Source organism: Mesorhizobium sp. B4-1-3 (genome assembly GCF_006439355.1).
In the GTDB taxonomy this organism is placed as follows: domain Bacteria; phylum Pseudomonadota; class Alphaproteobacteria; order Rhizobiales; family Rhizobiaceae; genus Mesorhizobium.
In genome coordinates, this window is sequence record NZ_VFTG01000015.1 from 56,492 (window position 1) to 81,908 (window position 25,417).

Sequence of the window (25,417 nt, forward strand, 5' to 3'; positions counted from 1 at the left end):
AGTATGACGGAAACGCTGAATGGCAGGCATGTCGTGGTGACGGGCGGCACTGGGGCGCTCGGCGGCGCGGTTGTCGGCAGGTTGCTGGAGCAAGGCGCGATCTGCCATGTGCCCAATGCCCATGCTGCGGCCCCGCCGCATTTTCCTTACGCAGCCCATGCCAGCGTGCATCTGGCGCATAATGTCGACCTGTCGGATTCGGCCAAGGTCGAGGCCTTCTACCATCAGGTGCCCGAACTCTGGGCCTCGATCCATCTTGCCGGCGGCTTCACCATGGCGCCGGTCGAGAAGATCGAGTCGGCTTCCTTCGCCGAGATGATGGACACCAACGCCCGCACGGCCTTCCTGTGCAGCCGCGCCGCGGTGCGCTCGATGCTGGCGTCCGATACGGCCGGCCGCATCGTCAACGTCACCGCGCGGGCGGCCCTGGAGCCGCGCAAAGGTTCGGGCATGGTCGCCTATACGGCGAGCAAGGCCGCGGTCGCGGCAATGACGGTGGCGATGGCCGAGGAGTTGAAGCACAAGGGCATCCTGGTCAATGCGGTGGCCCCTTCGACGCTCGACACGCAGGCCAATCGCGACAGCATGCCGGACGCCGATTTCAGCAAATGGGTCAGCCTCGATGCCGCGGCCGAAGCGATCGCCTATCTCGCCTCGCCCGCCAACCAGGCCATGAGCGGCACGCTGGTTCCGCTCTACGGCCGGGCCTGACGGCTATCTCTTTGTTTACGCAATTTCGGACGGAAAACCGCTGACGCTTTTCCTAGAATTGCTCCGATATCCCAACCAAAAGAAAACCCCGCCGGATCGCTCCGGCGGAGTTTTTGTTGTTCGGATCGAAGGCCTCGGCTTAGTTGCCCTGCTTCTTCAGCGCCGCGCCCAGGATGTCGCCGAGCGACGCGCCGGAGTCGGTCGAGCCGTACTGGGCGACCGCTTCCTTCTCCTCGGCGATTTCCAGCGCCTTGATCGAGACCTGCAGCTTACGGGTCTTCTTGTCGAAGGCGATGACGCGGGCGTCAACCTTCTGGCCGACGGTGAAGCGCTCGGGGCGCTGCTCGTCGCGGTCGCGCGAAAGGTCGGAGCGCTTGATGAAGGTCTCGAGGCCGCTGTCGACCAGCCGCACGTCCAGACCGCCATCCTTTACGCCGATGACCTCGCAGGTGACGACGGCGTTCTTGCGCAGCTCGCCGCTGCTCGCCGCCTCGCCGACCGTGTCACGGGCCAGCTGCTTGATGCCGAGCGAGATGCGCTCCTTCTCGATGTCGACGTCGAGCACCTGCGCCTTGACCATGTCGCCGCGATTGTACTCTTCGATGACCTGCTCGCCCGGACGGGTCCAGTCGAGGTCGGACAGGTGCACCATGCCGTCCACGTCGCCTTCCAGGCCGATGAACAGGCCGAACTCGGTCTTGTTCTTGACCTCGCCCTCGACCTGGCTGCCGACCGGATGGTTGCGCGCGAAGGCTTCCCACGGGTTCTCCAGCGTCTGCTTGAGACCGAGCGAGATGCGGCGCTTGGCCGGATCGACCTCGAGCACCACCACGTCGACTTCCTGGGTCGTCGACAGGATCTTGCCGGGGTGCACGTTCTTCTTCGTCCACGACATTTCCGAAACGTGGATGAGGCCCTCGATGCCCGGCTCCAGCTCGACGAACGCGCCGTAGTCGGTGATGTTGGTGACGGTGCCCTTGATCTTCTTGCCGATCGGGAACTTGGTGCCGATATCCGACCACGGATCCGACTCGAGCTGCTTCATGCCGAGCGAGATGCGGTGGGTTTCCTGGTTGATGCGGATGATCTGCACCTTGACCGTCTGGCCGATGTTGAGGATCTCGGTCGGATGGTTGACGCGGCGCCACGCCATGTCGGTGACATGCAGCAGGCCGTCGATGCCGCCGAGGTCGACGAACGCACCGTAATCGGTGATGTTCTTGACCACGCCTTCGACCACCTGGCCTTCCTCGAGGTTCTGCACGATCTCCGAACGCTGTTCGGCGCGGCTCTCCTCGAGCACGGTGCGGCGCGACACCACGATGTTGCCGCGGCGGCGATCCATCTTGAGGATCTCGAAGGGCTGCGGGTTGTGCATCAGCGGGGTGACGTCGCGGATCGGTCGGATATCGACCTGGCTGCGCGGCAGGAACGCCACGGCGCCGTCGAGGTCGACGGTGAAGCCGCCCTTGACCTGGTTGAAGATGACGCCTTCGACGCGCTCACCCTTGGTGAACTTCTCTTCGAGGCGCACCCAGCTCTCTTCGCGCCGAGCCTTCTCGCGCGACAGCATGGCTTCGCCAAGCGCGTTCTCGATGCGCTCGACATAGACCTCGACGGTGTCGCCGACCTTGAGGGAGGACTCCTTGCCCTTGGCGCCGAATTCCTTCAGCGGCACGCGGCCTTCGACCTTGAGGCCGACGTCGATGATGGCCATGTCCTTTTCGATCGCGGTGATCGTGCCCCGGACAACCTGGCCTTCGCCGGAATGGCCGGCGGTGAATGATTCTTCGAGCATGCTCGCGAAATCGTCGCGAGACGGATTAGCAGCTGACATTGTTTCTCCTGGAATGCTCCGCGCGCTGGCGGAGCGGGCGCCGTGGGTTAGCGTTGCGTGAGCCTGCCGGCGTTCCGGGCTGAAGAGCCCTTGGCCGCTATCGGAGCGGCAAGTCCGGCGCATGAAGAATGCTGGCAGGCTGGTTCGTGCCCGATATGGGTATTTTCGCCGCCCTAGGCAACCGAAAAAGCCCGATCAAGCCTTGTTTCTCTTGGCAAGGACCTCGTCAACGATCGCCATCGCCGCCAGAAACGCGGCCTCTATAGCCATTTCGCTGGTATCAAGCAAGTGCGCGTCCGCCGCCGGCTTCAAAGGCGAGTCGGCGCGGCCCATGTCGCGCTCGTCGCGGCGCTCGATGTCGGCGAGGATGGTGGCGAAGTCGGCACTGCCGCCCATGCTCTCTATCTCGGCCAGCCGGCGCTTGGCGCGCACCTCGGCGCTCGCCGTCACATAAAGCTTGATGTCGGCATCGGGGCACACCACCGTGCCGATGTCGCGGCCGTCGAGCACCGCGCCCGGCGGCGCCTTGGCGAACTCGCGCTGCTTTTCGACCAGGATGCGCCGCACCGTGGGAATGACCGCGACTTTCGATGCCGCTTCGCCCACCGCATGCGACGACAGCACCGTCCGGTCGAGGTTCGACAGATCGACCTGCCGCGCTGCGGTTTCGGCAGCCGAGACATTGTCGAGCGGCAGGCCGAGTTCGAGCAGCTTGTGGGCCACAGCGCGATAGGTGAGGCCGGTGTCGAGCAGGTTCAGGCGATAGTGGTCGGCGAGACGGCGGGCGAGTGTGCCCTTGCCGGCGCCGGCGGGGCCGTCGATGGCTATGGTGAAGGGGGTGCTCATGGATGGAGCGTCGCGGTTGGAGGGGGCGACAAATACAAAAACCGCCGCGATCCTTCGCGCCCCCCTCTGTCCTGCCGGACATCTCCCCCACTTGGGGGGAGATTGGCAGCTTCGGCGCCCCGCTCGATCTTTAAACGCTGGTGATTGGCGAAAGCCGACGCGACAGCTGATCTCCCCCCTTGAGGGGGAGATGTCCGGCAGGACAGAGGGGGGCGCTGTCCCGCCAACATTTCAGTTTGGCCCCAGTCCATCGCCGTCACTCGATCTCCGCGCCGAGCCCCTTCATCAATCCCATGAACTCCGGAAAGCTCGTCGCGATCATATTCGCGTCGTCGATGGTCACCGGCTTCTCCGTCGCCAGCCCCATCACCAGGAAGCTCATGGCGATTCGGTGGTCGAGATGCGTCTTCACCACTGTGTCCTGGCCGTTAGGATGAGCGCCCAAGCCCTTGCCGCCCGGCTTGCCGCGCACCGCAAGCGATGCCTCGCCCTCGGTGCAGTCGACGCCGTTGAGCTTGAGCCCGTTGGCGACCGCCGACAGCCGGTCGGATTCCTTGACCCGCAATTCCTCGAGGCCCTGCATCAGCGTCTCGCCCTCGGCGAAGCTCGCCGCGACCGCCAGCACCGGATATTCGTCGATCATCGACGGTGCGCGCTCGGGCGGCACCACGACCCCTTTCAATTCCGAGTACCGCACGCGCAAATCCGCCACATCCTCGCCGCCGGCATTGCGCGGGTTGAGGATGTCGATGCGGCCGCCCATCTCCTGCAGGGTCAGGAGCAGCCCGGTGCGGGTCGGGTTCATCAGCACGTTCTCGATTGTAATGTCCGAGCCCGGCACGATCAGCGCCGCCACCAGCGGGAAGCCGGCGGAGGAGGGATCGCCCGGCACGGCGATCGTCTGTCCCGTCAGCTTGCCCTGGCCTTCGATGAAGATGTGGCGCACGCCGCGCTCGTCGGTCTCGACGGTCAGATTGGCGCCGAAGCCCTTCAGCATCTTCTCGGTATGGTCGCGCGTCATCACCGGCTCGATCACCGTGGTGATGCCCGGCGTGTTCAAGCCGGCAAGCAGCACGGCCGACTTCACCTGGGCCGACGCCATCGGCACGCGATAGGTGATCGGCGCGGCATGCTTCGGGCCACGCAGCGTGATCGGCATGCGGTCGCCCGGCGCCGCCTTCAGCACCTGCACGCCCATCTGGCGCAGCGGGTCGAGCACGCGGCCCATCGGCCGGCCGGAGAGCGAGGCGTCGCCGATGAAGGTCGTCTCCATGTCATAGGTGCCGACGAGGCCCATGGTGAGGCGCGAGCCGGTGCCGGCATTGCCGAAATCGAGTGGCCCTTCCGGCTCGAGCAGCGCGCCGTTGCCGGTGCCGCGGATCACCCATTCGGCGCCGTTCTTTTCGATATGGGCGCCCATCGCCTTCATGGCGGCGCCCGTGCGCATCACGTCCTCGCCTTCGAGCAGACCGGTGATACGGGTCTCGCCCGAGGCAAGGCCGCCGAACATGAAGGAGCGGTGCGAGATCGATTTGTCGCCCGGCACGCGGGCCGTGCCGGCAAGGGCAGGGGATTTGCGGGCCGTGGCTGGTTTAGCAGCGGCGGAATGAGACATTTTGTCGTCCAAATGAAATGCCGGCTGGCCGGCCCGGTTCGTCATGATGCGGCGGTCTCGTATCACGGCGCGCGGCAATGGTCATCCCCTTGGCGCAAGCCTTTGAAAAGCGGGTTTCGGGCACATGTCTTTTGGCTTTGACAGCGCTCCAAACTGCGGTTAAGGGGACCATTCTTTTATTGACGAGGCCTGACGTGGCAAAAGCTGAACTTGGCACCAAACGTATCGACCCTGAGACGGGACGGAAATTCTACGACCTGAACAAGGACCCGATCGTCTCGCCCTATACCGGCAAGAGCTATCCGCGCTCCTATTTCGAGGAAGGCAAGATTTCCGCGATCGAGGAGGATGAGGAAGTCGCCGACAAGGAAGTCGACGCCGAGGACGAAGAAGGCGCCGAAATCGTTTCGCTGGAAGATGCCGACGAGGAGACCAAGGGCGGCGGCGATGATCTTCCCGATCTCGGCGACGACGAGGATGTGGATCTCGGCGACGATGACGACGACACCTTCCTCGCCGACGAAGAGGAAGAAGACGACGACGTCGCAGATATGATCGGCGTCGGCGACGACGAGGACGAGGTCTGATTCCGATTGTTTGCCGGCCATTTTCGCCTGTGACGAAAAAGCGGTCTTTCAAGACTTGATCTTGACCGAAGGCGGCGCTAGAAGCCGCCAGCACTAAACGACGGCGCGGGCCCAACCGCGCCGGATCTCTTCGCCGGAAACGGCGCCGGCTGACTGCCGGGAGTGGGGCCATAGCTCAGTTGGGAGAGCGCTTGAATGGCATTCAAGAGGTCGTCGGTTCGATTCCGATTGGCTCCACCAAACAGTCCTTCCTGAGCTGAGCAAGGTTTTCAGCTGGCCGAAATTGTTACCGCAAGCTGCTCGGAGCAACTGATGAACGGCCCGCTCCCGTCTTGCAACCGGGTTAACCGCGCTCGGCGCGGGTTCTGGCTGCCTTGCGCGCCGCCGCCGATCGTCCGGCGGCGCCTTTGGTCCGCGCGGCTTTCCTGGCCGCCGCCGACCGCTCCGCGGCCGTCCGGCCGGATGCGGCGCTCTTGGCCTGCCGCGACAGGGCCTTGCGGGAGGCGGTGCTTTTCGGCTCGCCCTCGAGCACCTTCGACACAGCCTTCGAGACCTTCGGCTGACGCTTCGGCTTCCGTTCACCCTGGCCTGCCTCGTAAGCGTATTCGGCGCTCTTGCGCGTGGTCTCCTTCACGTCGCCTTGCTTGGGCGGCGGCAGGTCGACGCCTGCGCGGCGCGCCTCCGAAAGGCCGATGGCGATCGCCTGCTTGGTGGAGCGGGCGCCGTGCTTGCCGCGGCGGATTTTGTCGATTTCAGCGTGAACGAATTCACCGGCCTGCGTGCTTGCCGACTTGCCTTCGCGCTTGTCCTTGCGCGCCTTTTCGATGGTTTTCTTGTCCGGCATTGTTTTTCTCTCCTCATTCGAACGGGAGGTACAAGCGAACGCGGAAAGCCCGCTTCAGCTGCGCATCAGCGGGTTTCATATGTGCCGACGAGGTCGGCGGTGGCGATCACATGCTGCTCCGCAAGGGCCAGAAGTTCGGCGATTCCCATCTTCCCGCCGGTTTCCAGCGTTTCAACGTCGAGTGCCAAAAGGCGGAAGTGATAGTGGTGAACGCCATGTCCCTTTGGCGGCTGGGGACCGTCATAATGGGCATTGCCGAAGTCGTTCACGCCTTGGCGGAAACTTTCCGGCCCGGCGGTGCCTTCGGGCAGGCGGTCCCGGGCGGCGGCAATGTCATAGACCGCCCAATGGCGAAACATGCCGCGGGGCGCGTCGGGATCCTCGACGACAACCAGGAAGCTTTTGGTCCCGGCCGGCGCGTTCTTCCATTGCAGGGGAGGAGACAGATTGCCGCCATTGCGGACATAGGGCTCGGGAATGGTCTGGCCATTCCCAAAGGCTGGACTCTCAAGCGTGAAAGCCATGGCTGGACTCCGTGCTCTTATCGCGTTCTTCCCGAAGGAAATTAACGAACGATCTCTGCTCGGATCGGTGGAGCGCAATCGCTGCTGGTTTTTTGGCAACGCGGGGCATCGGCGGGAGTTCCAGCCTCGCTGGATGTTCGCAAGCGAAGCTATCGGTCCCGGCTGCGCAGACGGACGCGACTCAAATCGTATGCCAAGGAAATCCCTATGCCGGCGGCGGCAACTAGGCTAAGGGCTCCTGTCAGAGCGATGCTTATGAGGATTTCGGTTTTGGGTGGGAAACTGGCGCAGGGGCGGGTTCAATCCGGATTGCTTGCGCGACCAGACAATCTCTTTGCGATGTTTTGCATTGCGGTCGCGCTTGTTGCTTGCCAATCGACGCCAGACACACAGCCTGTCGCCGACCCGCAACCCGCTCCGGTCGCCGCTCCCGCTCCGGCCTCGCCGAATTCGGCTGTGCTGGATCAGACGGTCGCGGTCGTCCAGCCCGGCAAGGGCGTCCCGGCGAGATACGCAGCCTTTTCCGGCATCTGGGCGGGGCAGCTCAACGGCATGTATGACGGCAAGCTCGCGGTCCTGACCGTGTCCTCGGGCGGGCAGGTGACGGCCAGCTACGCATGGGGCGATCTGGCCGACAACAAGCCGGGCGTCGCCGACGGCTCCGGCAGGATTTCCGGCAACACGTTGAAGCTCGGACGCCTGCCGAACGGCGCGGACATTACCGCCACGATGCCGTCGCCGGGAACGCTCAACGTCACCTACGCGCTTGCCGGCCAGACCTATACCGGCTCGTTCGCGCGGGTCGGCCAGTAACCAACGCGAGCTGCTAGCATTGGAGCGGGTCCTCGATGATCCGCACGCACATCGGCGTTCCGATCTCGATGGCTTGGCGGGTATCGGTCAGCCGGCCGCTCTGCTCGTCGCGGGCGAAGATCGAGATACGGTCGGCATTCTGGTTAGCTGAAAACAGATGCTTGCCGGATGGCGTCAGCGCCAGGTTGCGCGGCGTCGCGCCGCCGCAGGGCGCGAAGTCGACTGGATCGAGCTTTCCCGATTGCTGGTCGACGGCGAAGATGGCCACGCTGTCATGGCCTCTGTTGGAGCCGTAGAGAAAGCGGCCGTCGGGCGAGATCTGGATGTCGGCGCAGTGATTATGTGCGCGTGCCTGCGCGGGCACCGCCGGCTTGGCGTCGATTATCTCGAGCCGACCCGAGGATTGGTCGAGCGCCAGCGACACCACCGTCGAGTCCAGCTCGTTCATGACGAAGACGAAGCGGCCGTTCGGATGCAGCGCGACGTGACGCGGCCCGGCGCCGGGCGCGAGCGCCGAGGAAGCGAGCTTCAACAGCGTGCCGTCGGGCTCGATGCGGTAAGAGACCAACTGGTCGATGCCGAGATCGGCGACGATGGCGACGCCGCCCTGGAAGGTTTCGGTGACGCTATGGGCATGCGACCGCTCCTGCCGCTCGGCATTGGGGCCGGTGCCGGAATGCGCCACGCTCGCCAGCGGCGCCGTCAGGCCCCCGTCGGCCGCAAAGCCGAACACGGCGACCGCCTTGTCGGGCCCGCCGCTTCCCATGCCGTAATTGGCTACCAGAAGCTTGCTGCCGTCGCGGCTGATGGTGTTGTGCGCGGTGATGCTGCCGAGTGACGGCTGCTTGTTGATATAGGCGAGTGAATTGGCGGCGCGCTCGAAGCGATAGGCGGTGACCGTTCCCTCGCGCCAGGCGAAGACTTCTGAATTGGCATAGATTCGCGTTCCGTCCGGCGTCACCGATAGGAAGGTCGGGTTGTCGACCTCGTCGGTCTCGGCAAGCTTCTGCACGGCAAGCGTCGCCTCGTCGAAGGCATAGACGCCAAGGCCGACGCCGCGCGCGCCCTGGAAATAGGGCGCCTCGCGGTTGAGGCTGCCGACAAAGACAAGACAGGCGCTTTGCATTGGTGTTCCTCCTGTCGCCGGCGGCTCCTGCGCCCGTGCCGGCTTTCCAAAAATTTCGCCGATCATCGCTTGCAAGGCAATCCCATATGTGAAAATATTATTCACAAAAGAAAATTGACGGGAGGAAAGCGATTATGCGTCTCGCCATCCGGCATCGTGACCGGAACCGCCCTGCAGGCCGCGCCGGAAGCTCCCGGAGAGGATCATGAGCGCATTCTCGCCGACCGTCGGTGTCGCCTCGACGCATCCTGCCGACATGCCTGAGGCGCATGCGGAGATCCCTGTCTGGAATTCGGAAAACTGGTTCTACGAGGACTGGCAGGTCGGCCACAAAATCCGTTCGCTCCGCCGCACCATCTCCGAGGGCGAGAGCCATATGTTCAATACGCTGGTGCTGGATATCCACCCTTACGTGCAGGACCAGATGTTCGCCGAGAAGGAAGGCATCTTCGGCCGGCGGCTGGTGGCCGGCGCCTTCGTGTTCTCGGCCGGGCTCGGCCTGGTCGCCACCAACTGCCTCAACGCCTTTTCCTATGGCTATGACAAGCTTCGCTTCATCAAGCCGGTCTTCATTGGTGACACCATCTATTCGATCCGCACCAACCTCGACAAAAAGCCGCGCTACCAGGATATGGGCCTGATCCGCGCCAGCTATGAAGTCTTCAAGGGTGAAGGAGAGCTGGTGCTCTACTGCGAGCATCTCCAGACGGTGAAATACAAGAACCCGGCCGATTTCGCCGGCAAGACAGAGAAGTGAGCCGTGGCCGCTGAAAACGAACTTCCGCTGACCGGCCTCGTCGTCGTCGACATGAGCCAGTTCCTGTCGGGCCCCTATTGTTCGCTGCGCCTGCTCGACCTCGGCGCGCGCGTCATCAAGATCGAGCGGCCGGACGGCGGGGATCTCTCGCGCCGGCTCTATCTCAGCGACACCGAGATCGGCGGCGATTCCACCATTTTCCACGCCATCAACCGCGGCAAGGAGAGCCTTGCCATCGACCTCAAGAACGAGGCCGCCCTCGCCATGCTGCGCGCGCTGATCGCCAAGGCCGACGTGCTCATCCAGAACTTCAGGCCGGGCGTCATCGAGCGGCTCGGCCTCGATTATGAGCATGTGAGGACGATCAATCCCCGGCTCGTCTATGCCTCTATCAGCGGCTATGGCGAGGACGGCCCCTGGGTGAAGCGCCCGGGGCAGGATCTGCTCGCCCAGGCTCGCTCCGGAGTGATGTGGCTGAACGGCGACGAGGAGCAAGGGCCGGTGCCGTTCGGGCTGGCGATCGCCGACATGCTGGCGGGCGCTGCCTGCGCCCAAGGCATCCTGGCCAAGCTGGTGCGGCGCGGCATCACGGGCGAGGGCGGCCATGTCGAGACCAGCCTGCTCGAGGCGCTGGTCGATTTCCAGTTCGAAGTGCTGACCACGCATCTCAACGACGGCCGCCGCCTGCCGAAGCGCTCGTCCTTCCGCAGCGCCCACGCCTATCTCTCGGCGCCCTACGGCGTCTATCCGGCGAAGGACGGCTACCTGGCGATTGCCATGACCCCGATCCCGAAGATCGCCGATCTGCTCGGATTGCCGGAGCTCGACCCGTTCCGCGACAAGCCCGCGACCTGGTTCACCGCCCGCGACGAGATCAAGGCGATCATCGCCAGACGCATTGCCGAAAAGACCACCGACGAGTGGCTGGCCATTCTCGAGCCCGCCGACGTCTGGTGCGCCAAGGTGCTGACCTGGCCGGAGCTGATGCAAAGCGACGGTTTCAAGGCGCTCGACATGCTGCAGACCGTGACGCGCGAGGACAATGTCTCGATCCTCACCACGCGTTCGCCGCTGCGCGTCGACGGCGCGCGCGCCAGGGTTGACCGCGCCGCCCCGCGCATCGGCGAGCACAGTGAAAAGATCCGCGCGGAGTTCGGCCTGTGAGCGGTGTTTCTTTGAAAGGCATGACCTGGAGCCATCCGCGCGGCTACGACCCGATGGTGGCGTGCTCGGCGCTTTGGCAGGAAAGGACCGGCGTTTCGATCGAGTGGGACAAGCGTTCGCTGCAGGATTTTGAGTCCTTCCCGGTGGAAGAGCTCGCCCGCGCCTATGATTTGATCGTCATCGACCATCCGCATGTCGGCCAGATCACAGCCGAGAAATGCCTGGCGCCGCTCGATTTCCCCGGCCGCGAGGCGGAGCGCGAGGCGCTGGCCAGGGGAAGCGTCGGCAAGTCCTATCCGAGCTACACCTGGCAGGGGCGGCAATGGGCTTTCCCGATCGACGCCGCGACCCAGGTGCAGGCCTGGCGGCCGGACCTGATCGAGGCAGCGCCCACGATCTGGACCGAAGTGCTGGCGCTTGCCGAGCAGGGCCGGGTGCTCTTGCCGCTCAGGCCGCCGCATTCGCTGATGTGCTTCTACACTTTGGCCGCCGATCTCGGCCGGCCATGTATCGTCGATGGTTCGGCCGACCTTGTTGACGCCGAGACCGGCGAAACCGCTTTCGAGATGCTGCGCGAGATCGCGGCGCTCGTCGATCCCGCATGCCTGACGATGGATCCGATCGCGGTGTTCGAAAGGATGGTCGAATCCGGCTCGCGCATCGCCTGCGCGCCGCTGATCTATGGCTATGTTTCCTATGCAGTGGCAGGTTTCCGGCCGCATCGCCTCGCTTTTGCCGACATGCCGATCGTTGGCGGCAACGGCCCGATCGGCTCGGCGCTTGGCGGCACCGGCATTGCCGTCTCAGCCTTTTCCGCCGCGCGCGAGGCGGCGATAGACTTCGCCTACTGGATTGCCAGCGGCGACGTGCAGCGCGGACCCTACGCCGCCGCCGGCGGCCAGCCCGGCCATGCTGCCGCCTGGGAGGATAATGCCGTCAATGCCGCGACCGGCAACTTCTATCGCGCCACGCGGGCGACGCTTGAAGGCGCATGGGTCCGTCCGCGCCATGACGGCTACATGGTCTTCCAGCAGCAGGCCTCCGACCGCATCAATGACGGCCTTGCCGGCAGGCAGGACGCCCGCCACGTCGTCGCCGACATCAATCACCTGTTCCGGGAGAGTTTCGCGCCGGCCGCTGCCGGTTAGTTCCACTGCACCAAGGGAGGAAAAAATGACCAGCCTGATACGCGGCCTGCTCGCCGCAACCGCCTTAATCTCGATGCCCTTCGCCGCCCATGCCGCCGACGTGAAGTCGGTGATCGACGGCCTGCCGGCCGATCTCAAGGCGCAATATGACGGCGCGCCGCAGAAGGTGCTGCCCTCGGCCTGGGATAATTTCACGCCGCCGGCGAAGCCGTGGAAGTGGTGCCATTCGGAGAGCTACCAGGGCAATCCGTGGCGCGTGTCGGTCACCAAGGAATTGAAGCGGCTGGTCGACGGCCTCATCGCCGACGGCTCGGTGTCGAGCTTCGAGGTGTCGGATTCGAACAACGACCCGAGCCAGCAGATCAACCAGATCCGCGCCTTCATCGACAAGAAGTGCTCGATCATCACCTCGATCCCGGGATCGGCGACGGCGCTTGACGATGCCGTGAATGCCGCGGCTAAGGCGGGCATTCCCTTCATCACCGCGGCTGGCTCCATCACCAGCCCCAACGCCATCAATGTCGATTCCAACTATGCCCGCTGGGGCTATGACATGATGACGGCGATCGGCAAGGCAAAGCCCGATGCCAGCGTGCTGGTGGTCGAAGGCATCGCCGGCCATCCGATCGTCGTCCAGGAAAAGCAGGGCGCCGACAAGGCGCTTGCCGAGAACAAGGGCCTCAAGGTCGCGCGTACCGTCAACGGCAACTGGACGGCCAACGTCACCAAGACAGTGGTGCTGCAGGCCATCGCCACCAATCCGGCGCCGATCGACGCGGTGTGGACGACCGGCAGCGAAAGCCGCGTCGTCGCCGAGGCCTTCGCTGAAGCCGGCCGCCCGGCGCCGCTGATCACCGGCTCGATCACCGGCGATGCGCTGGGCTACTGGAAGGCCAATCCCGACAAGTACCGCTTCGAAGGCCATGCCGTTCTGCCGGGCTGGACCGCGCAGACGCTGTTCCGTGTCGGCGAGCGCATGCTCGACGGCCAGAAGCCGAAGCTTAACACGCTGCTGATCCCGATCCCGCCGGTGCATGCCGCCGAGCTCGACAAATGGTACAAGGACTGCATGACGCCGGACGCCGTTTCGGTCTTCCCGGTGCCGCCGACGGACCCGATGCCCGAAAACGTGCTCGACGCCTATTTCAGCAATCCCGCCCCGACCAAGGGTTGGGATTATTCCAAGGTGCCGGACGCTTGCGCCAAGTGATGTGAAGCCGGCTCAACACCCTTAAAGGGGCCGGCTTCTCCATTTCGGGAAGAAAAATGCTCGAAGTCCGAGGCGTCTCCAAACGCTATGGCGAAACCGTCGCGCTGGCCGAGGCGTCGATTGCCTTCCGTCCCGGCACGATCCATACGATCCTGGGCGAGAACGGCTCGGGCAAGAGCACGCTGGTGAAGCTGTTGTCCGGCATCGTGCAGCCGGATGGCGGCGTGATCCTGCTCGATGGCAAGGCGTTTTCCGGCACGCAGCCCGCCGCCTTCCAGGCCGCCGGCTTCGTCACCGTTTTCCAGGAAGTGCTGGTCGCGCCGGATCGTTCGGTGACCGACAACATCCTGCTTGGCCTGGACGGTCTGTGGCGACGAGGCGTGCCGCGCGGCGAGCGGCGCGCCCGGGCGCAGGCCGCGCTCGGGCGCTTTGCGGTAACGCCGATCGATCTCGACCGGCCATGCGGCGAGCTGCCGCTTGCCGGGCGGCAGCTTGTGGTGCTCGCCCGCGCCGTCATCCGCAACCCGCGTGTCCTGATCCTCGACGAGATGACGGCGGCGCTCGACTTTGCCGACCGCGAGTCGGTCTTCGCGCTGATGCGCGAGCTTGCCGGACAGGGCACGCTGATCCTGTTCATCACGCACCGCATGGACGAGGTGATGGCTTTGTCCGACCGTATATCCATCCTGCGCGCCGGCCGCGTGGTGAAGACCGAGGAGCGCGGCGCCTCGACGCCGGCCGAGCTTCTGGCGGCGATGGCGCCGCAGACGGCAGCGGAGCTGGCGCATGGCTGAGGGAAAGGCTCTTCGCGTGCGGGACCTTGTCATCGCGCCCGGCATCGATCCGATCACCCAGACCATCGCGCCGGGCGAGATCGTCGGCCTTGCCGGCCTCGACGGCCATGGCCAGGAACGCTTCCTGCGCGCGCTGGCTGGGCTTGAGCGGCCGGTCTTGGGTGAGATCGCCGTCGACGGCAAGGCAGGATCGATCACCAGCTTCCGCAAGGCCGTCGCCGGCGGCATCGCCTATTTGCCGCGCGACCGCCGCTCGACCGGCATTTTCCCGGCGCAGTCGGTGCTCGACAATTTCGCCATCTCCACCGTGTCGAACGACCGCCGCTTCGGCCTTCTCTCCTTCGCGGCACGGCGCCGGCGCTACGAGGCTTACAGGCAAAAACTCAGCATCGTCGCGCCACGCCCCGAGGCGGCCATAACCACGCTGTCCGGCGGCAATCAGCAGAAGGTGCTGCTCGCGCGGGCCCTTGCGCTGGAGCCGAACTTCCTTTTGCTCAACGATCCGACGCGCGGCGTCGACGTGGCGACGCGGCACGTGCTCTATGACGTCTTCCGTAGCCTTGCCGCCGAGGGCATGGCCCTGGTGATTCTGTCCAGCGAGATCGAGGAGATATTGCTTCTCTGCCACCGCGTGCTGGTGTTCCGCGAGCAGCGTGTGTCGGCTGAGTTCTCGGGCGCGGAAATGACCACCGACGCGGTGATCGCCGCCATGTTCGGACGCGCCGCATGAGCCCGGTCCTTCGCAAGCTCCGTGGCGTCGGCTTTGCCGTTGTGATGCTTATCGTCCTCATCGTGCTCAACGTCGCGCTCAATCCGGCGCGCTTCCAGCCATCGTCCTGGGGCACGTTGCTGGGGCTCGCCGCACCCCTCATCGGCGCGGCCGTCGCCTCGGCGCCCGTCATCCTGGCGGGACGCGGCGGCATCGATATCTCGGTCGGTCCGCTGATGGGCTTCGTCAACGCCCTGGTCATCCAGCTTCTGTTCCTCAACCTCGGCATCTCGTCGCCGCTGGTCATCGTCCCGGCCGCGCTGCTGGTCGGCGCCGCGGTAGGCGCGGCGAACGGCGTGCTTGCCACCATCGTGCGCATTCAGCCGATCGTGGCGACGCTCGGCACCTATCTGATCCTCACCGGCATCACGCTCACCATCCTGCCGGCCCCGATCGGTCCGGCGCCGGACTGGCTGAAGGCGATGGCCGGACCGCTCTCGATCATGCCGCTGGCGCTGATCGGTCTCTGCTGGCTGCTTATACGCCGGACACCCTATCACGACCTGCTGATGGCCGTCGGCAGCGACGACCGCGCCGCCTATACGGCTGGCGTGCCGGTGACCAAGGTGCGGCTGATCGCCTATGTGCTCACCGGGATCTTCGCCGCCGCCGCCGGGCTGATGCTCACCTCGCTGATCGGCTCGGCCGACCCCAATATCGGCCCGACCTACACGCTGATCGCCATTGCCGCCGTGGCGCTCGGCGGCGTCAGCCTCGCCGGCGGCCGTGGCGGGCTTGGCGGTGCCGCGATCGGCGCCATCGACATCTTTCTGCTGCAGAGCCTGCTCACCACCTTCAACGTTTCAACCTATGTGCTGCAGATCGCCTATGGCCTGATCCTCGTCGTCGCCGTGGTGCTGACGGCGGTGCAGGAACGGCTGTCGAAGCGGAAAGGCTGAGCGGGATGACTAGCAACTGGTTCCAGTCCACCGACGCCCGTATCGCCGGCGCCTTCCTGATGGCGCTGCTTTTGCAGATCGTCGGCACGCTGCTCATCCCCGGCTATTCGGCGCCCTTCGCCATCCGCGCGCTGCTGGTCATCGCCTCGCTGCTGGCGGTGGCTTCGATCGGCCAGACCCTGGTCGTCATCCTCGGCGGCATCGATCTCTCCATCCCCTTCGTCATCGGCTTCGCCAATGTCGTGGCGGCGCAGCTTTACGGGCAGGGCTGGAACTTCGCCCTGGTCTGCGTTCTCGTCGGTGTCCTTGCCATCGCGATCGGCGCGCTCAATGGATTGATCTCGCGCGGACTGAACATTCATCCGCTGATCGTCACGCTCGGCATCGGCATGGTCGTCCAGGGCGCCGTGCTGTTGTGGACCGAGGGCTTTCCCTCCGGCTCGGCGCCGGAAGCCGTGTCCAGCTTCGTCTCGATCGGCGGCTCGGTCGGCCCCTTGCCCGTGCCCTTGCTGGTGCCTTGTCTCATCTTGCTGACGGCGCTGATCGTGCTGGTGCTCGCCCGCACGCCCTATGGGCGTCGCCTCTATGCGGTCGGCAGCAATCCGGAGGCGGCACCGCTGGCGCTGATCGATCCGCTGCGCATGTGGATTGTCACCTATGCGGCGAGCGCCTTCTTCGCGGCGGTTGCCGGCGTGCTTTTGCTTGGCTTCACCGGCTCGGCCTATGGCGATGTCGGCCAGCCCTATCTCTTCCAGACGATCGCCGCGGTTGTTGTCGGCGGCGCGGCGCTTGTCGGCGGGCGCGGCAGCTATCTCGGCACGATCGCCGGCGTCCTGGTGCTCACCGAAATCAACACGCTGCTGATCGGCCTCGGCTTCCGCCCGTCGACGGTGCAGGCCGCGCTCGGCCTAGTCATCCTGCTCCTGGTCTCGCTCTATGGCCGCGAGCGCCACGTCAGGACGACGATTTAACTACCCTAACTGCCATAGCCGGCGCGCATTGCCCGAAAGCAACCGCGTCCGCTCCGACTCGCTTGTGCCAGCCAGCAGGGCGTGCGTGGCTGCAATCCAGGTCGTCAGCCCGCCGCCCAGTGTGCAGACCGGCCAGTCGCTGCCCCAGATCACCCGGTCCCAGCCGAAGCTGCTGATCGTGTGCTCGACATAGGGCCGGAGCGTATCGACCGTCCAGGTCGCCGGGTCGGCATAGGCGACGACGCCGGAGATTTTGCCAACGACATTCGGACGCTTGGCGATCGCTTCCATATGCTCGCGCCACGGATGCTCGGCATTGCCCTTGATGTCGGGCACGCCGCAATGGTCGAGGACGAACTGGACGTCGGGCGCGAGGTCGGCAAGCGCCATCGCCTTCGGGATCTGACGCGGCAGCACCACCAGGTCGAAGGTCAGGCCGGTGCCGGCCAGCCGCTTGATGTTCTGGCGAAACAGCGCTCCTTCCGACAGGTCGTCGGGCACGACATGCAGCACGCGGCGGAAACCCTTGACGAACGGATCGGCCTTGACCGTCTCCAGATAGGCCTCGAAGCCGGCCTCTTCCGGCCGGCAGGCGGCGATCGCTCCACGAAGCAGGCTGCCTGGGCGGCCGGCGACCGACTTCACGTAAGCGGTCTCGGCGGCGATGTCGGCAGGATCGACATCGACCTCCATATGCAGGACGTCTTCGATGCCTGAGCGCCGCGCTTCGGCTGCATATTCCTCATAGGGGAAATCGCGGTTCAAGGCCGGCGCGCCGGCCAGCCACGGATAGCGAAGCGCGCTTTGGTCGACGAGATGCAGATGCGTGTCGATGATCATGGCGGCGTTTCCTCCGTGGCTCTGAAGAATGATCCCGAAAGGTTGCAGACTTTTCGGATGAGATCATGCTCCAAAAAACAAAACCTTAGAGCGGGTGACGGCTATTTTGGGTTCTTTCCGCTCCAAGGCACTATCTCGCCGAAAAATCCATTATTCAAATAAGAAATTACGACGATTGCGGCACGTCGGATCCGGCGAGCTGCGACAGCCTGGCGGCGGCGCCTTGCAGATGCCGGATCGTCAGCGTGATGTCCGGCGCCGTGGGGGCGTTGACCAGCGTGATGTAGGGGATGGTCAGCGCCGCGATGGCCCTGCCGTCGGGCCCAAGCACCGGCGTCGAGAGATTGTAGACGCCGGCGGTCTGCAGCGAGGCCATCATCTCGTAGCCACGGTCGCGCACCTGGTCGAGGCGGGCAAAGAACTCCGGCGTCAAATTGAGCTGTTCGGTGCTCTGCAGGTGCTCGGCGATCATCATCTTGCGCTCCTCGGGCGAGCGGAAGGCGAGCAGCACATGGCCGGAGCCGGTGTCGAACAGGCTAATATGCGAGCCGACTCGGATCGAGATGCCCCAGTAGCGCGGCGCTTCCTGCTGCGCGATGACCACGGCGGCGCCGCGGTCGAATACGACCAATTGATTGGCTTGCCATGAGGTCTCGGCCAATTCGCGCATGATCGGCGTCGCGTAGGACACCAGGCGCCGCACCGGCGCGTGCAATTGCGCCAGCCCGAATAGCTTGAGCGTCAGCGAATAGCGGTCGCCGTCGATCTTGGTGACATAGCCGCGCCGCACCAGGCGGTCGAGCATGCGGTAGAACTCGTTCGGGCTGCGGTCGAGCCGCTTGGCGATCTCCGCCTGCGTCAGCCCGCCGTCCACGCTCGATAACAATTCGAGAATGTCCAGCCCCTTGTCCAGCGCCGGCGCGCGGTAGCGGTCCCCGTCTTCTTCCTCAGCCACCTGCCCCTCCAGTGAATTTCGATCTGCATATATGCATGAACTTCATTCGGCTGGAAGCATAATCGCCTTGACCCGGGAATGAAAATGCTATTTGCATATGAATGAAACTTGAGCGATCGGTCGCGCACTCGGCGGGCCGTCGCTGCGAGCCCATGGGAGGAGAACATGACGAGACTGGTTCTAGGCATTTCCGCCGGCCTGGCTGGCCTGCTGCTGAGCGGCACCGCGTTTTCGGCCGATCTGCCCGGCAAATTTCCGGGCGTGACGATCGACGTGAAGCTGATCGGCGGCCAGCAATATGAAAAGCTCTACGAGCGCATTCCCGAATGGGAGAAGGCGACCGGCGCCAAGGTCAACATCCTGACCAAGAAGAACGGCTTCGACATCGACAAGGAGCTGAAGTCCGACATCGCCTCGGGCAGCACCAACTGGTGCGTCGGCTGGAACCATTCGTCCTTCGCGCCGCAATATACGAGCCTTTACACCGATCTCAGCAAGCTCCTGCCCAAGGAAGAGATCGACGCTTTCGTGCCCTCGACGATCAAGGCCGCGACCATCGACGGCAAGCTGGAGATGCTGCCGCGCGCCCAGTTCGACGTCTCGGCGCTCTATTACCAGAAGAGCCTCTACGAGAACGCCGACAACAAGACCAAGTTCAAGGCCAAATACGGCTATGACCTTGCGCCGCCGGACACCTGGAAGGAAGTGACCGACCAGGCCGAGTTCTTCGCCAACCCGCCAAATTTCTACGGCACGCAGTTCGCCGGCAAGGAAGAGGCGATCAACGGCCGCTTCTACGAGATGGTGGTCGCCGAGGGCGGCGAATATCTCGACAAGGGCGGCAAGCCCGTCTTCAACTCCGAGGCCGGCATCCGCGCGCTCGACTGGTTCGTCAACCTCTACAAGGCCAAGGCCGTGCCGGCCGGCACCACCAATTACCTCTGGGACGATCTCGGCCAGGGCTTTGCCTCCGGTACCGTGGCGATCAACCTCGACTGGCCGGGCTGGGCCGGTTTCTTCAACGACCCGAAGTCCTCGAAGGTCGCCGGCAATGTCGGCGTGAAGGTCGCGCCCAAGGGCTCTTCCGGCAAGCGCACCGGCTGGTCGGGTTTCCATGGCTTCTCGGTGACCGAGAACTGCCCGAACAAGGAAGCCGCGGCTTCGCTCGTCTGGTGGCTGACCAACGAGGACAGCCAGAAGCTGGAAGCGGCCGCCGGTCCGTTGCCGACCCGCACCGCGGTTTGGGACTGGGACTTGAAGCAGGCTGAAAACGATCCTTACAAGAAGGAGGTTCTCTCCGCCTTCCAGGAGGAAGCCAAGCACGCCTTCGCCGTGCCGCAGACGCCGGAATGGATAGAGATCTCCAACGCCGTCTATCCCGAGCTGCAGGCGGCGATTCTTGGCGACAAGACGTCCAAGCAGGCTCTCGACGACGCCGCCGCCAAGGCGACGCAGATCCTCCAGGACGCCGGCAAGCTCTAAGCAGCGCTCCCAAGGCTGCCTCCCCCATCGTGAATGGGGGAGGCGACAGCGTCCTGTCGCCGCTGACTTTCCGCTCCGGCCGGCGCAATGCCCGTGGCGGCCCGAAATGAATGCAATACCCCACAGGATACTGATGAAGGGCCTCAAGCCATCCGCGCCGTTTCTGCTGCTGCTCCCGGCCATCGTCGTGCTGGCGGCGGTCGTGGTGCTGCCGTTGATCCTGTCGCTCTATTCCAGCTTCACGCCGTTCCGTCTGACGCGGCCCGAGACCTTCTTCGTCTTCATCGGCTTCAGGAACTATCTCTCGATCCTGTCCAACGCGGATTTCTGGTGGGCCTTCGGCCGCACCGTCCTGCTGCTCACCATCGCGCTGAACCTCGAAATGCTGCTCGGCCTGGGTCTAGCCATGCTGGTCGAGAAGGCGACGCGCGGCCAGCGTATCCTGCGCACGCTGATGATGTTCCCGATGATGTTCTCGCCGATCCTGGTCGGCTTTCAGTTCAAATTCATGTTCAACGACAATATCGGCCTGGTGAACAACGCGCTGCAGTCGCTGGGCATCACGCAGGACGCCATCCCGTGGCTGATCGAAGGCCATCTCGCCTTCATCGCCATTACGATCGCCGAGATCTGGTCGTCGACCTCGATCTTCGCCATCCTGATCCTGGCCGGCCTGCTCGCCATGCCCAAGGAACCGATCGAGGCGGCCCGCGTCGACGGCTGCACGCCTTGGCAGACCTTCCGCTATGTCACATGGCCCTTCGTCATGCCCTTCGCCTATATCGCCATGACGATCCGCTCGCTGGACGTGGCGCGCGCCTATGACATCGTCAAGATCATAACCGATGGCGGCCCGGCCGGCCGCACGGAGCTGTTGTGGACGCTGGTCGGACGTACCGCCTACAGCGACGCTCGCATGGGCCTCGCCAACGCCATGGCCTACTTCTCGATCCTGCTGTCGATCGCCTTCACCGTCTATTTCTATAACAAGCTCGCCGCGGCGCGCGCGCAGATTGGCGCGGAGTGGTGACGATGGACGAGAACGCCTCCGCCCGCCTGACGCGCCGCGCGCTGACCGTGGCGCACCGTGTCAGCCTGTTCCTCGCCATGCTCGTCATCTGCCTGCCGGGCATCTGGATCGTGCTGTCGTCGCTGAGGCCCACGGTCGAGATCATGGCCAAGCCGCCGGTCTGGATCCCGCAGGAAGTGTCGCTCGATGCTTACATCGCCATGTTCAGCGGTATCGGCAAAGGCGGCATTCCGGTCCTCGACTATTTCCGCAACTCGCTGATCATCTCGGTCACCTCGACGGTGATCGCGGTCGCGATCGGCATGGCCGGCGGCTACGCCTTTGCGCGTTACCGCTTTCGCGGCAAGTCGGGCATGTTCCTCGGCCTGATGCTGACGCGCACCGTGCCCGGCATCGCGCTGTCGCTACCGCTGTTCTTCCTCTATGTGCGGTTGGGCATCATCGACACCCATATCGGCATGATCCTCGCTTATGTCGCGCTCAACGTGCCCTTCACCATCTGGCTGATCGACGGCTTCTTCCGCCAGGTGCCGAAGGACCTCGCCGAAGCCGCGCAAATCGACGGCTGCACGCGCTGGCAGGCCTTCTGGCAGGTGGAATTCCCGCTGGCGCGCCCCGGCATCGCTTCGGCCGCGATCTTCGCCTTCCTCACCTGCTGGAACGAGTTCGCTTTGGCCTCGCAGCTCACCCGCTCCGTCAACTCCAAGACGCTGCCGGTCGGGCTGCTCGACTACACGGCCGAGTTCACCATCGACTGGCGCGGCATGTGCGCGCTGGCCGTGGTGATGATCATTCCGGCGCTGACTCTCACCTACATCGTCCAGAAACATCTCGTCGGCGGCCTCACCTCCGGCGCGGTGAAAGGTTGACTTCATGGCAACGGTTTCGCTGAAAAAGCTCACCAAGCGCTACGGCAATATGGAGATCGTGCACGGCATCGATCTCGAGATCGCCGACCGCGAATTCATCGCGCTGGTCGGCCCGTCTGGCTGCGGCAAATCGACGACCCTGCGCATGATCGCCGGCCTCGAGGATATCAGCGGCGGCAACATCGATATCGGCGGCCGCACGGTCAACGACCTGCCGCCGCGCTCGCGCAACATCTCCATGGTGTTCCAGTCCTACGCGCTCTATCCGCATATGACGGTGCGCGAGAATCTCGGTTTCTCGCTGAAAATCGCGGGTGCCGCCAAGGACGACATGGACCGGCGGGTCGCCGAAGCCTCCGCCATCCTCGGCCTGGACGAATTGCTGGAGCGCCGCCCCTCGCAGCTCTCCGGCGGCCAGCGCCAGCGCGTCGCCATGGGCCGCGCCATCGTGCGCGATCCGGACGTGTTTCTGTTCGACGAGCCGCTCTCCAACCTCGACGCGAAGCTCCGCACGCAGATGCGCACCGAGATCAAGAAGCTGCATGCCAAGGTGAAGTCGACCGTCATCTACGTCACCCACGACCAGGTCGAGGCGATGACGCTCGCCGACCGCATCGTCATCATGCGCTCCGGTTACATCGAGCAGGTCGGCACGCCGGACGAGGTGTTCAGCCGTCCCGCCACCCGCTTCGTCGCCGGCTTCATCGGCTCGCCGCCAATGAATTTGCATGAGGCGACGGTGAGCGATGGCAGGCTGGTGTTCAGCGGCGGCGACAGCCTGCCTCTGCCTGGCCAGTTCAATTCGAAGACGGCAGCCGGCGACAAGGTCGTGTTCGGCATCCGCCCCGATGATTTCTATCCCACCGGCCACGGCTTGAGCTCCGGGGGCGAAGCGGAAGTCCATCGTATCGAGCTGCCGGTCAGCATCACCGAGCCGCTCGGCAACGAAACGCTGGTCTTCGCCGAATTCAACGGCACCGACTGGGTCTCGCGCATGCTCAATCCCAAGCCGCTGAAAGCCGGCGACAGGATCGGCATGAGCTTCGACCTGAGCCGCGCGCATCTGTTCTCCGCCGAAACCGGAAAATCGCTGAGGAACTGACATGGCGAAAATCGAGAAAATCGAACTGCGCATGGTCGACCTCGTGCCGAAGGTCAAGCGTACCGACGCCATCCAGAGCTTCGTCAGCCAGGAAACGCCGATCGTCACCATCACCGATTCCGACGGCGCGTTGGGCACCGGCTACAGCTACACGATCGGCACCGGCGGCTCATCGGTGATGCGGCTGCTTGCCGACCATCTCGCGCCGCGCCTGATCGGCCGCGACGCCGACCAGATCGAGGCGATCTGGCACGAGCTCGAATTCGCCACCCACGCCACCACCATCGGCGCCATCACCGCGATCGCACTGGCCGCCATCGACACCGCCCTTTGGGATCTGCGGGCTAGAAAACAGAACCTGCCGCTCTGGAAGCTCGCCGGCGGCGCCAAGGATCGCTGTCCGCTCTACACCACGGAAGGCGGCTGGCTGCACATCGAGACTCAGGCGCTGGTCGACGACGCGCTGGAGGCCAAGGCCAAGGGTTTCACCGGCTCGAAGGTCAAGATCGGCAAGCCGCATGGCTCGGAGGATTTTTCACGGCTGTCGGCGGTGCGCAAGGCGGTCGGCGACGGCTACGAGGTCATGACGGATTGCAACCAGGGCTTTTCCGTCGACGAAGCGATCCGCCGCGCCGAGCGCTTGCGCGATCTCGACCTCGCCTGGATCGAGGAGCCGCTACCGGCCGACGACATAGACGGCCATGTGCGGCTGTCGAATTCGACGGCGACGCCGATCGCGGTGGGAGAGTCGCTCTATTCCATCAGGCACTTCCGCGAGTACATGCAGAAAGGCGGCGCCAACATCATCCAGGTCGACGTCGGCCGCATCGGCGGCATCACGCCATGGCTGAAGGTCGCCCATGCTGCGGAGGCCTTCGACATGCCGGTCTGCCCGCATTTCCTGATGGAGTTGCATGTCAGCCTGGTCTGCGCCATCCAGAACGGCAAATATGTCGAGTATATTCCGCAGCTCGATCAGTTGACGGGCGCCAAGATGCGCATCGAAGATGGCCACGCCCTGGCGCCCAGCGAGCCGGGCATCGGCATCGACTGGGACTGGGACGCGGTCAAGGCAAGGAGCATCGCCGAATTCACCACGGCGATCGTGAAATAGGGAGGCGGATATGCAGCGCATGGGAATGGTGCTTGGGCTGAAGCCCGAGAAGGTCGAGGAATATGTCCGCCTTCACGCCGCCGTATGGCCGGACGTTCTCGCCATGATCTCGGCCTGCAACATCAAGAACTATTCGATCTTCCTGAAGCGGCCGGAGAACCTGCTTTTCTCCTATTTCGAGTACCACGGCAGCGACTACGCGGCCGACATGGCCAAGATGGCCGCCGACCCGAAGACGCAGGAGTGGTGGGCGGTCTGCATGCCATGCCAGGAGCCGCTGGAAACCCGCAAGGAAGGCGAGTGGTGGGCGTCGATGCAAGAGGTCTTCCATCATGACTGATGCCTTTGATCCGGCATCGCTGGCGCAGTCCTGGCCCAAGCCCTCGAAGCCGCGCCCGATCGTCACCTTCGGCGCCGGCTCGATCGTCGGCGACGCGCATTTTCCCGCCTACTGCAAGGGCGGTTTCCCGATTTCCGGCCTCTACGATCCGGACCAGCCCAAGGCGCAAAGGCTCGCCGACAAATGGGGCGTGAAGGCGTTCGGCTCGGTCGAGGAGGCCGCGGCCGTGAAGGACGCAATCTTCGATCTGGCGACGCCGCCGGGCCGGCACGCCGAGGTGCTGAAGGCCTTGCCCGATGGCGCGGTGGCGCTGATCCAGAAGCCGATGGGCAATTATCTCGGCGAGGCGACCGAGATCCTGGAAATCTGCCGCGCCAAGCAACTGAAGGCGGCGGTCAATTTCCAGCTCCGCTTCGCGCCGATGATGCTCGCGCTGAAGGATGCCATCGCCCGCGGATGGTTGGGCGAGGTCGTCGATTTCGACGCGCTTCTGGCGCTGGACACGCCCTGGCAGCTCTGGGAATTCCTGCTCAAGGCGCCACGCGTCGAGATTGCCATGCATTCGATCCACTATCTTGACCTGATCCGCCAGCTTCTCGGCAATCCGCTGGGCGTGCATGCCAAGACGCTCGGCCATCCCAACCACAAGGTCGCGCAGACCCGCACCAGTGCCATCCTCGACTATGGCGACACGGTGCGCTGCGGGCTGTCGATCAACCACGACCACAAGTTCGGCCGGCGCTACCAGGCCTGCGAGTTCCGCATCTGCGGCACAGAGGGCGCGGCCTATGTCAAGCTCGGCCTCAACCTCGACTATCCACGCGGCGAACCGGACATCTTGGAAATCCATCCCAAGGGCGGCTCGGAGTGGGTCACCGTCCCGCTCGCCGGCGAATGGTTCCCCGATGCCTTTGTCGGCCGCATGGCCAATGTCCAGCGCTTCGCGTCCGGCGAGGACGCGGAACTGGTGAGTTCCGTCGAGGACGCCTGGCACACCATGGCGTTGGTCGAGGCCGCCTATAAATCGAGCTCCGCGCCGGCGACGCCGCTGGCCGAAAAGCCATAGGCGG

At 64.5% G+C, this 25,417-nt stretch carries 26 protein-coding genes and 1 tRNA gene; 19 read left to right on the forward strand and 8 right to left on the reverse strand.

Annotated elements, in window-relative coordinates:
- Positions 1-3: 3 nt before the first annotated feature.
- A complete protein-coding gene (locus tag FJW06_RS19060; protein ID WP_140753758.1) occupies positions 4-711 on the forward strand; it encodes an SDR family NAD(P)-dependent oxidoreductase in 708 nt (235 codons plus the stop codon).
- A 139-nt stretch (positions 712-850) separates the two neighbouring features.
- Here the strand turns inward: FJW06_RS19060 and rpsA are convergent, their stop codons facing one another.
- The 3 genes from rpsA to aroA all read right to left on the reverse strand — a co-directional run bounded on the left by rpsA (position 851) and on the right by aroA (position 5,009).
- Positions 851-2,548, reverse strand: a complete 1,698-nt coding sequence (gene rpsA / locus FJW06_RS19065) for a 30S ribosomal protein S1 (protein ID WP_140753759.1) — start codon at positions 2,546-2,548, stop codon at positions 851-853.
- A gap of 195 nt (positions 2,549-2,743) precedes the next feature.
- Positions 2,744-3,394, reverse strand: coding sequence for a (d)CMP kinase (gene cmk / locus FJW06_RS19070; RefSeq protein ID WP_140753760.1), 651 nt, complete (start codon positions 3,392-3,394; stop codon positions 2,744-2,746).
- A gap of 256 nt (positions 3,395-3,650) precedes the next feature.
- Entirely contained in the window at positions 3,651-5,009 is a 1,359-nt protein-coding gene (gene aroA, locus FJW06_RS19075; protein WP_140753761.1) for a 3-phosphoshikimate 1-carboxyvinyltransferase, read from the reverse strand.
- Positions 5,010-5,203: 194 nt separating this feature from the next.
- On the opposite strand from aroA, the gene FJW06_RS19080 reads away from it, so the two are divergent.
- Both FJW06_RS19080 and FJW06_RS19085 read left to right on the forward strand, forming a co-directional pair.
- Positions 5,204-5,596 carry a TIGR02300 family protein gene (locus FJW06_RS19080; RefSeq protein WP_140753762.1) on the forward strand — a complete coding sequence of 131 codons (393 nt, stop codon included), beginning with the start codon at positions 5,204-5,206 and terminating at the stop codon, positions 5,594-5,596.
- A 164-nt stretch (positions 5,597-5,760) separates the two neighbouring features.
- A tRNA-Ala gene (locus FJW06_RS19085) sits at positions 5,761-5,836 on the forward strand.
- Positions 5,837-5,939: 103 nt separating this feature from the next.
- Here the strand turns inward: FJW06_RS19085 and FJW06_RS19090 are convergent.
- Together FJW06_RS19090 and FJW06_RS19095 are read right to left on the reverse strand one after the other, a co-directional pair.
- The gene (locus tag FJW06_RS19090; protein ID WP_140753763.1) at positions 5,940-6,440 is read right to left on the reverse strand and encodes a DUF6496 domain-containing protein; all 501 of its coding nucleotides are present in this window, start codon (positions 6,438-6,440) and stop codon (positions 5,940-5,942) included.
- A gap of 65 nt (positions 6,441-6,505) precedes the next feature.
- Entirely contained in the window at positions 6,506-7,063 is a 558-nt protein-coding gene (locus FJW06_RS19095) for a YbhB/YbcL family Raf kinase inhibitor-like protein (RefSeq protein WP_348644058.1), read from the reverse strand.
- A gap of 357 nt (positions 7,064-7,420) precedes the next feature.
- Here FJW06_RS19095 and FJW06_RS19100 point away from each other — a divergent pair, with 357 nt between their 5' ends.
- Positions 7,421-7,777 carry a hypothetical protein gene (locus FJW06_RS19100; RefSeq protein ID WP_246674699.1) on the forward strand — a complete coding sequence of 119 codons (357 nt, stop codon included), beginning with the start codon at positions 7,421-7,423 and terminating at the stop codon, positions 7,775-7,777.
- 13 nt (positions 7,778-7,790) lie between these two features.
- Here FJW06_RS19100 and FJW06_RS19105 read toward each other — a convergent pair whose 3' ends face one another.
- Complete coding sequence (locus tag FJW06_RS19105; RefSeq protein ID WP_140753764.1) at positions 7,791-8,903, reverse strand: lactonase family protein; 1,113 nt, start codon at positions 8,901-8,903, stop codon at positions 7,791-7,793.
- Between the two features lie 205 nt (positions 8,904-9,108).
- Between FJW06_RS19105 and FJW06_RS19110 the strand changes: the two genes are divergently transcribed.
- The 8 genes from FJW06_RS19110 to FJW06_RS19145 are packed head-to-tail and all read left to right on the forward strand — an operon-like array spanning position 9,109 to position 16,615.
- Entirely contained in the window at positions 9,109-9,660 is a 552-nt protein-coding gene (locus FJW06_RS19110; RefSeq protein ID WP_140753765.1) for a MaoC family dehydratase, read from the forward strand.
- A gap of 3 nt (positions 9,661-9,663) precedes the next feature.
- Positions 9,664-10,824 carry a CaiB/BaiF CoA-transferase family protein gene (locus FJW06_RS19115; RefSeq protein WP_140753766.1) on the forward strand — a complete coding sequence of 387 codons (1,161 nt, stop codon included), beginning with the start codon at positions 9,664-9,666 and terminating at the stop codon, positions 10,822-10,824.
- A gap of 20 nt (positions 10,825-10,844) precedes the next feature.
- Positions 10,845-11,972: an extracellular solute-binding protein gene (locus tag FJW06_RS19120; protein WP_181178440.1), complete on the forward strand. Its 1,128-nt coding sequence runs from the start codon at positions 10,845-10,847 to the stop codon at positions 11,970-11,972.
- A gap of 25 nt (positions 11,973-11,997) precedes the next feature.
- Positions 11,998-13,182 (forward strand): ABC transporter substrate-binding protein, encoded by a 1,185-nt coding sequence (locus tag FJW06_RS19125; protein WP_140753768.1) that lies wholly within the window; start codon positions 11,998-12,000, stop codon positions 13,180-13,182.
- Positions 13,183-13,238: 56 nt separating this feature from the next.
- Positions 13,239-13,976 carry an ATP-binding cassette domain-containing protein gene (locus tag FJW06_RS19130; protein WP_140753769.1) on the forward strand — a complete coding sequence of 246 codons (738 nt, stop codon included), beginning with the start codon at positions 13,239-13,241 and terminating at the stop codon, positions 13,974-13,976.
- Positions 13,969-14,706 carry an ATP-binding cassette domain-containing protein gene (locus tag FJW06_RS19135; RefSeq protein WP_140753770.1) on the forward strand — a complete coding sequence of 246 codons (738 nt, stop codon included), beginning with the start codon at positions 13,969-13,971 and terminating at the stop codon, positions 14,704-14,706. The genes FJW06_RS19130 and FJW06_RS19135 overlap by 8 nt, the downstream gene beginning before the upstream one ends.
- Positions 14,703-15,644: an ABC transporter permease gene (locus tag FJW06_RS19140; protein ID WP_140753771.1), complete on the forward strand. Its 942-nt coding sequence runs from the start codon at positions 14,703-14,705 to the stop codon at positions 15,642-15,644. The genes FJW06_RS19135 and FJW06_RS19140 overlap by 4 nt, the downstream gene beginning before the upstream one ends.
- Positions 15,645-15,649: 5 nt before the next feature.
- Positions 15,650-16,615: an ABC transporter permease gene (locus tag FJW06_RS19145; protein ID WP_140753772.1), complete on the forward strand. Its 966-nt coding sequence runs from the start codon at positions 15,650-15,652 to the stop codon at positions 16,613-16,615.
- Here FJW06_RS19145 and FJW06_RS19150 read toward each other — a convergent pair whose 3' ends face one another.
- Both FJW06_RS19150 and FJW06_RS19155 read right to left on the reverse strand, forming a co-directional pair.
- Positions 16,616-17,455 (reverse strand): amidohydrolase, encoded by an 840-nt coding sequence (locus tag FJW06_RS19150; protein WP_140753773.1) that lies wholly within the window; start codon positions 17,453-17,455, stop codon positions 16,616-16,618.
- 166 nt (positions 17,456-17,621) lie between these two features.
- On the reverse strand, positions 17,622-18,410 hold the full coding sequence (locus FJW06_RS19155; protein WP_140753774.1) for an IclR family transcriptional regulator: 789 nt from the start codon (positions 18,408-18,410) through the stop codon (positions 17,622-17,624).
- A gap of 165 nt (positions 18,411-18,575) precedes the next feature.
- On the opposite strand from FJW06_RS19155, the gene FJW06_RS19160 reads away from it, so the two are divergent.
- From FJW06_RS19160 to FJW06_RS19190, 7 genes are all read left to right on the forward strand, one after another.
- A complete protein-coding gene (locus tag FJW06_RS19160) occupies positions 18,576-19,892 on the forward strand; it encodes a sugar ABC transporter substrate-binding protein (RefSeq protein WP_140753775.1) in 1,317 nt (438 codons plus the stop codon).
- A 133-nt stretch (positions 19,893-20,025) separates the two neighbouring features.
- A complete protein-coding gene (locus FJW06_RS19165) occupies positions 20,026-20,922 on the forward strand; it encodes a sugar ABC transporter permease (protein ID WP_140753826.1) in 897 nt (298 codons plus the stop codon).
- 2 nt (positions 20,923-20,924) lie between these two features.
- Positions 20,925-21,791, forward strand: coding sequence for a carbohydrate ABC transporter permease (locus FJW06_RS19170; protein ID WP_140753776.1), 867 nt, complete (start codon positions 20,925-20,927; stop codon positions 21,789-21,791).
- A 4-nt stretch (positions 21,792-21,795) separates the two neighbouring features.
- Entirely contained in the window at positions 21,796-22,893 is a 1,098-nt protein-coding gene (gene ugpC, locus FJW06_RS19175) for a sn-glycerol-3-phosphate ABC transporter ATP-binding protein UgpC (protein ID WP_140753777.1), read from the forward strand.
- 1 nt (position 22,894) lies between these two features.
- The gene (locus FJW06_RS19180; RefSeq protein WP_140753778.1) at positions 22,895-24,007 is read left to right on the forward strand and encodes a mandelate racemase/muconate lactonizing enzyme family protein; all 1,113 of its coding nucleotides are present in this window, start codon (positions 22,895-22,897) and stop codon (positions 24,005-24,007) included.
- A gap of 10 nt (positions 24,008-24,017) precedes the next feature.
- The gene (locus FJW06_RS19185; RefSeq protein WP_140753779.1) at positions 24,018-24,347 is read left to right on the forward strand and encodes an L-rhamnose mutarotase; all 330 of its coding nucleotides are present in this window, start codon (positions 24,018-24,020) and stop codon (positions 24,345-24,347) included.
- Positions 24,340-25,413, forward strand: a complete 1,074-nt coding sequence (locus FJW06_RS19190; RefSeq protein ID WP_140753780.1) for a Gfo/Idh/MocA family oxidoreductase — start codon at positions 24,340-24,342, stop codon at positions 25,411-25,413. Before FJW06_RS19185 ends, FJW06_RS19190 begins: the two co-directional genes overlap by 8 nt.
- The last annotated feature ends 4 nt before the right edge of the window (positions 25,414-25,417 follow it).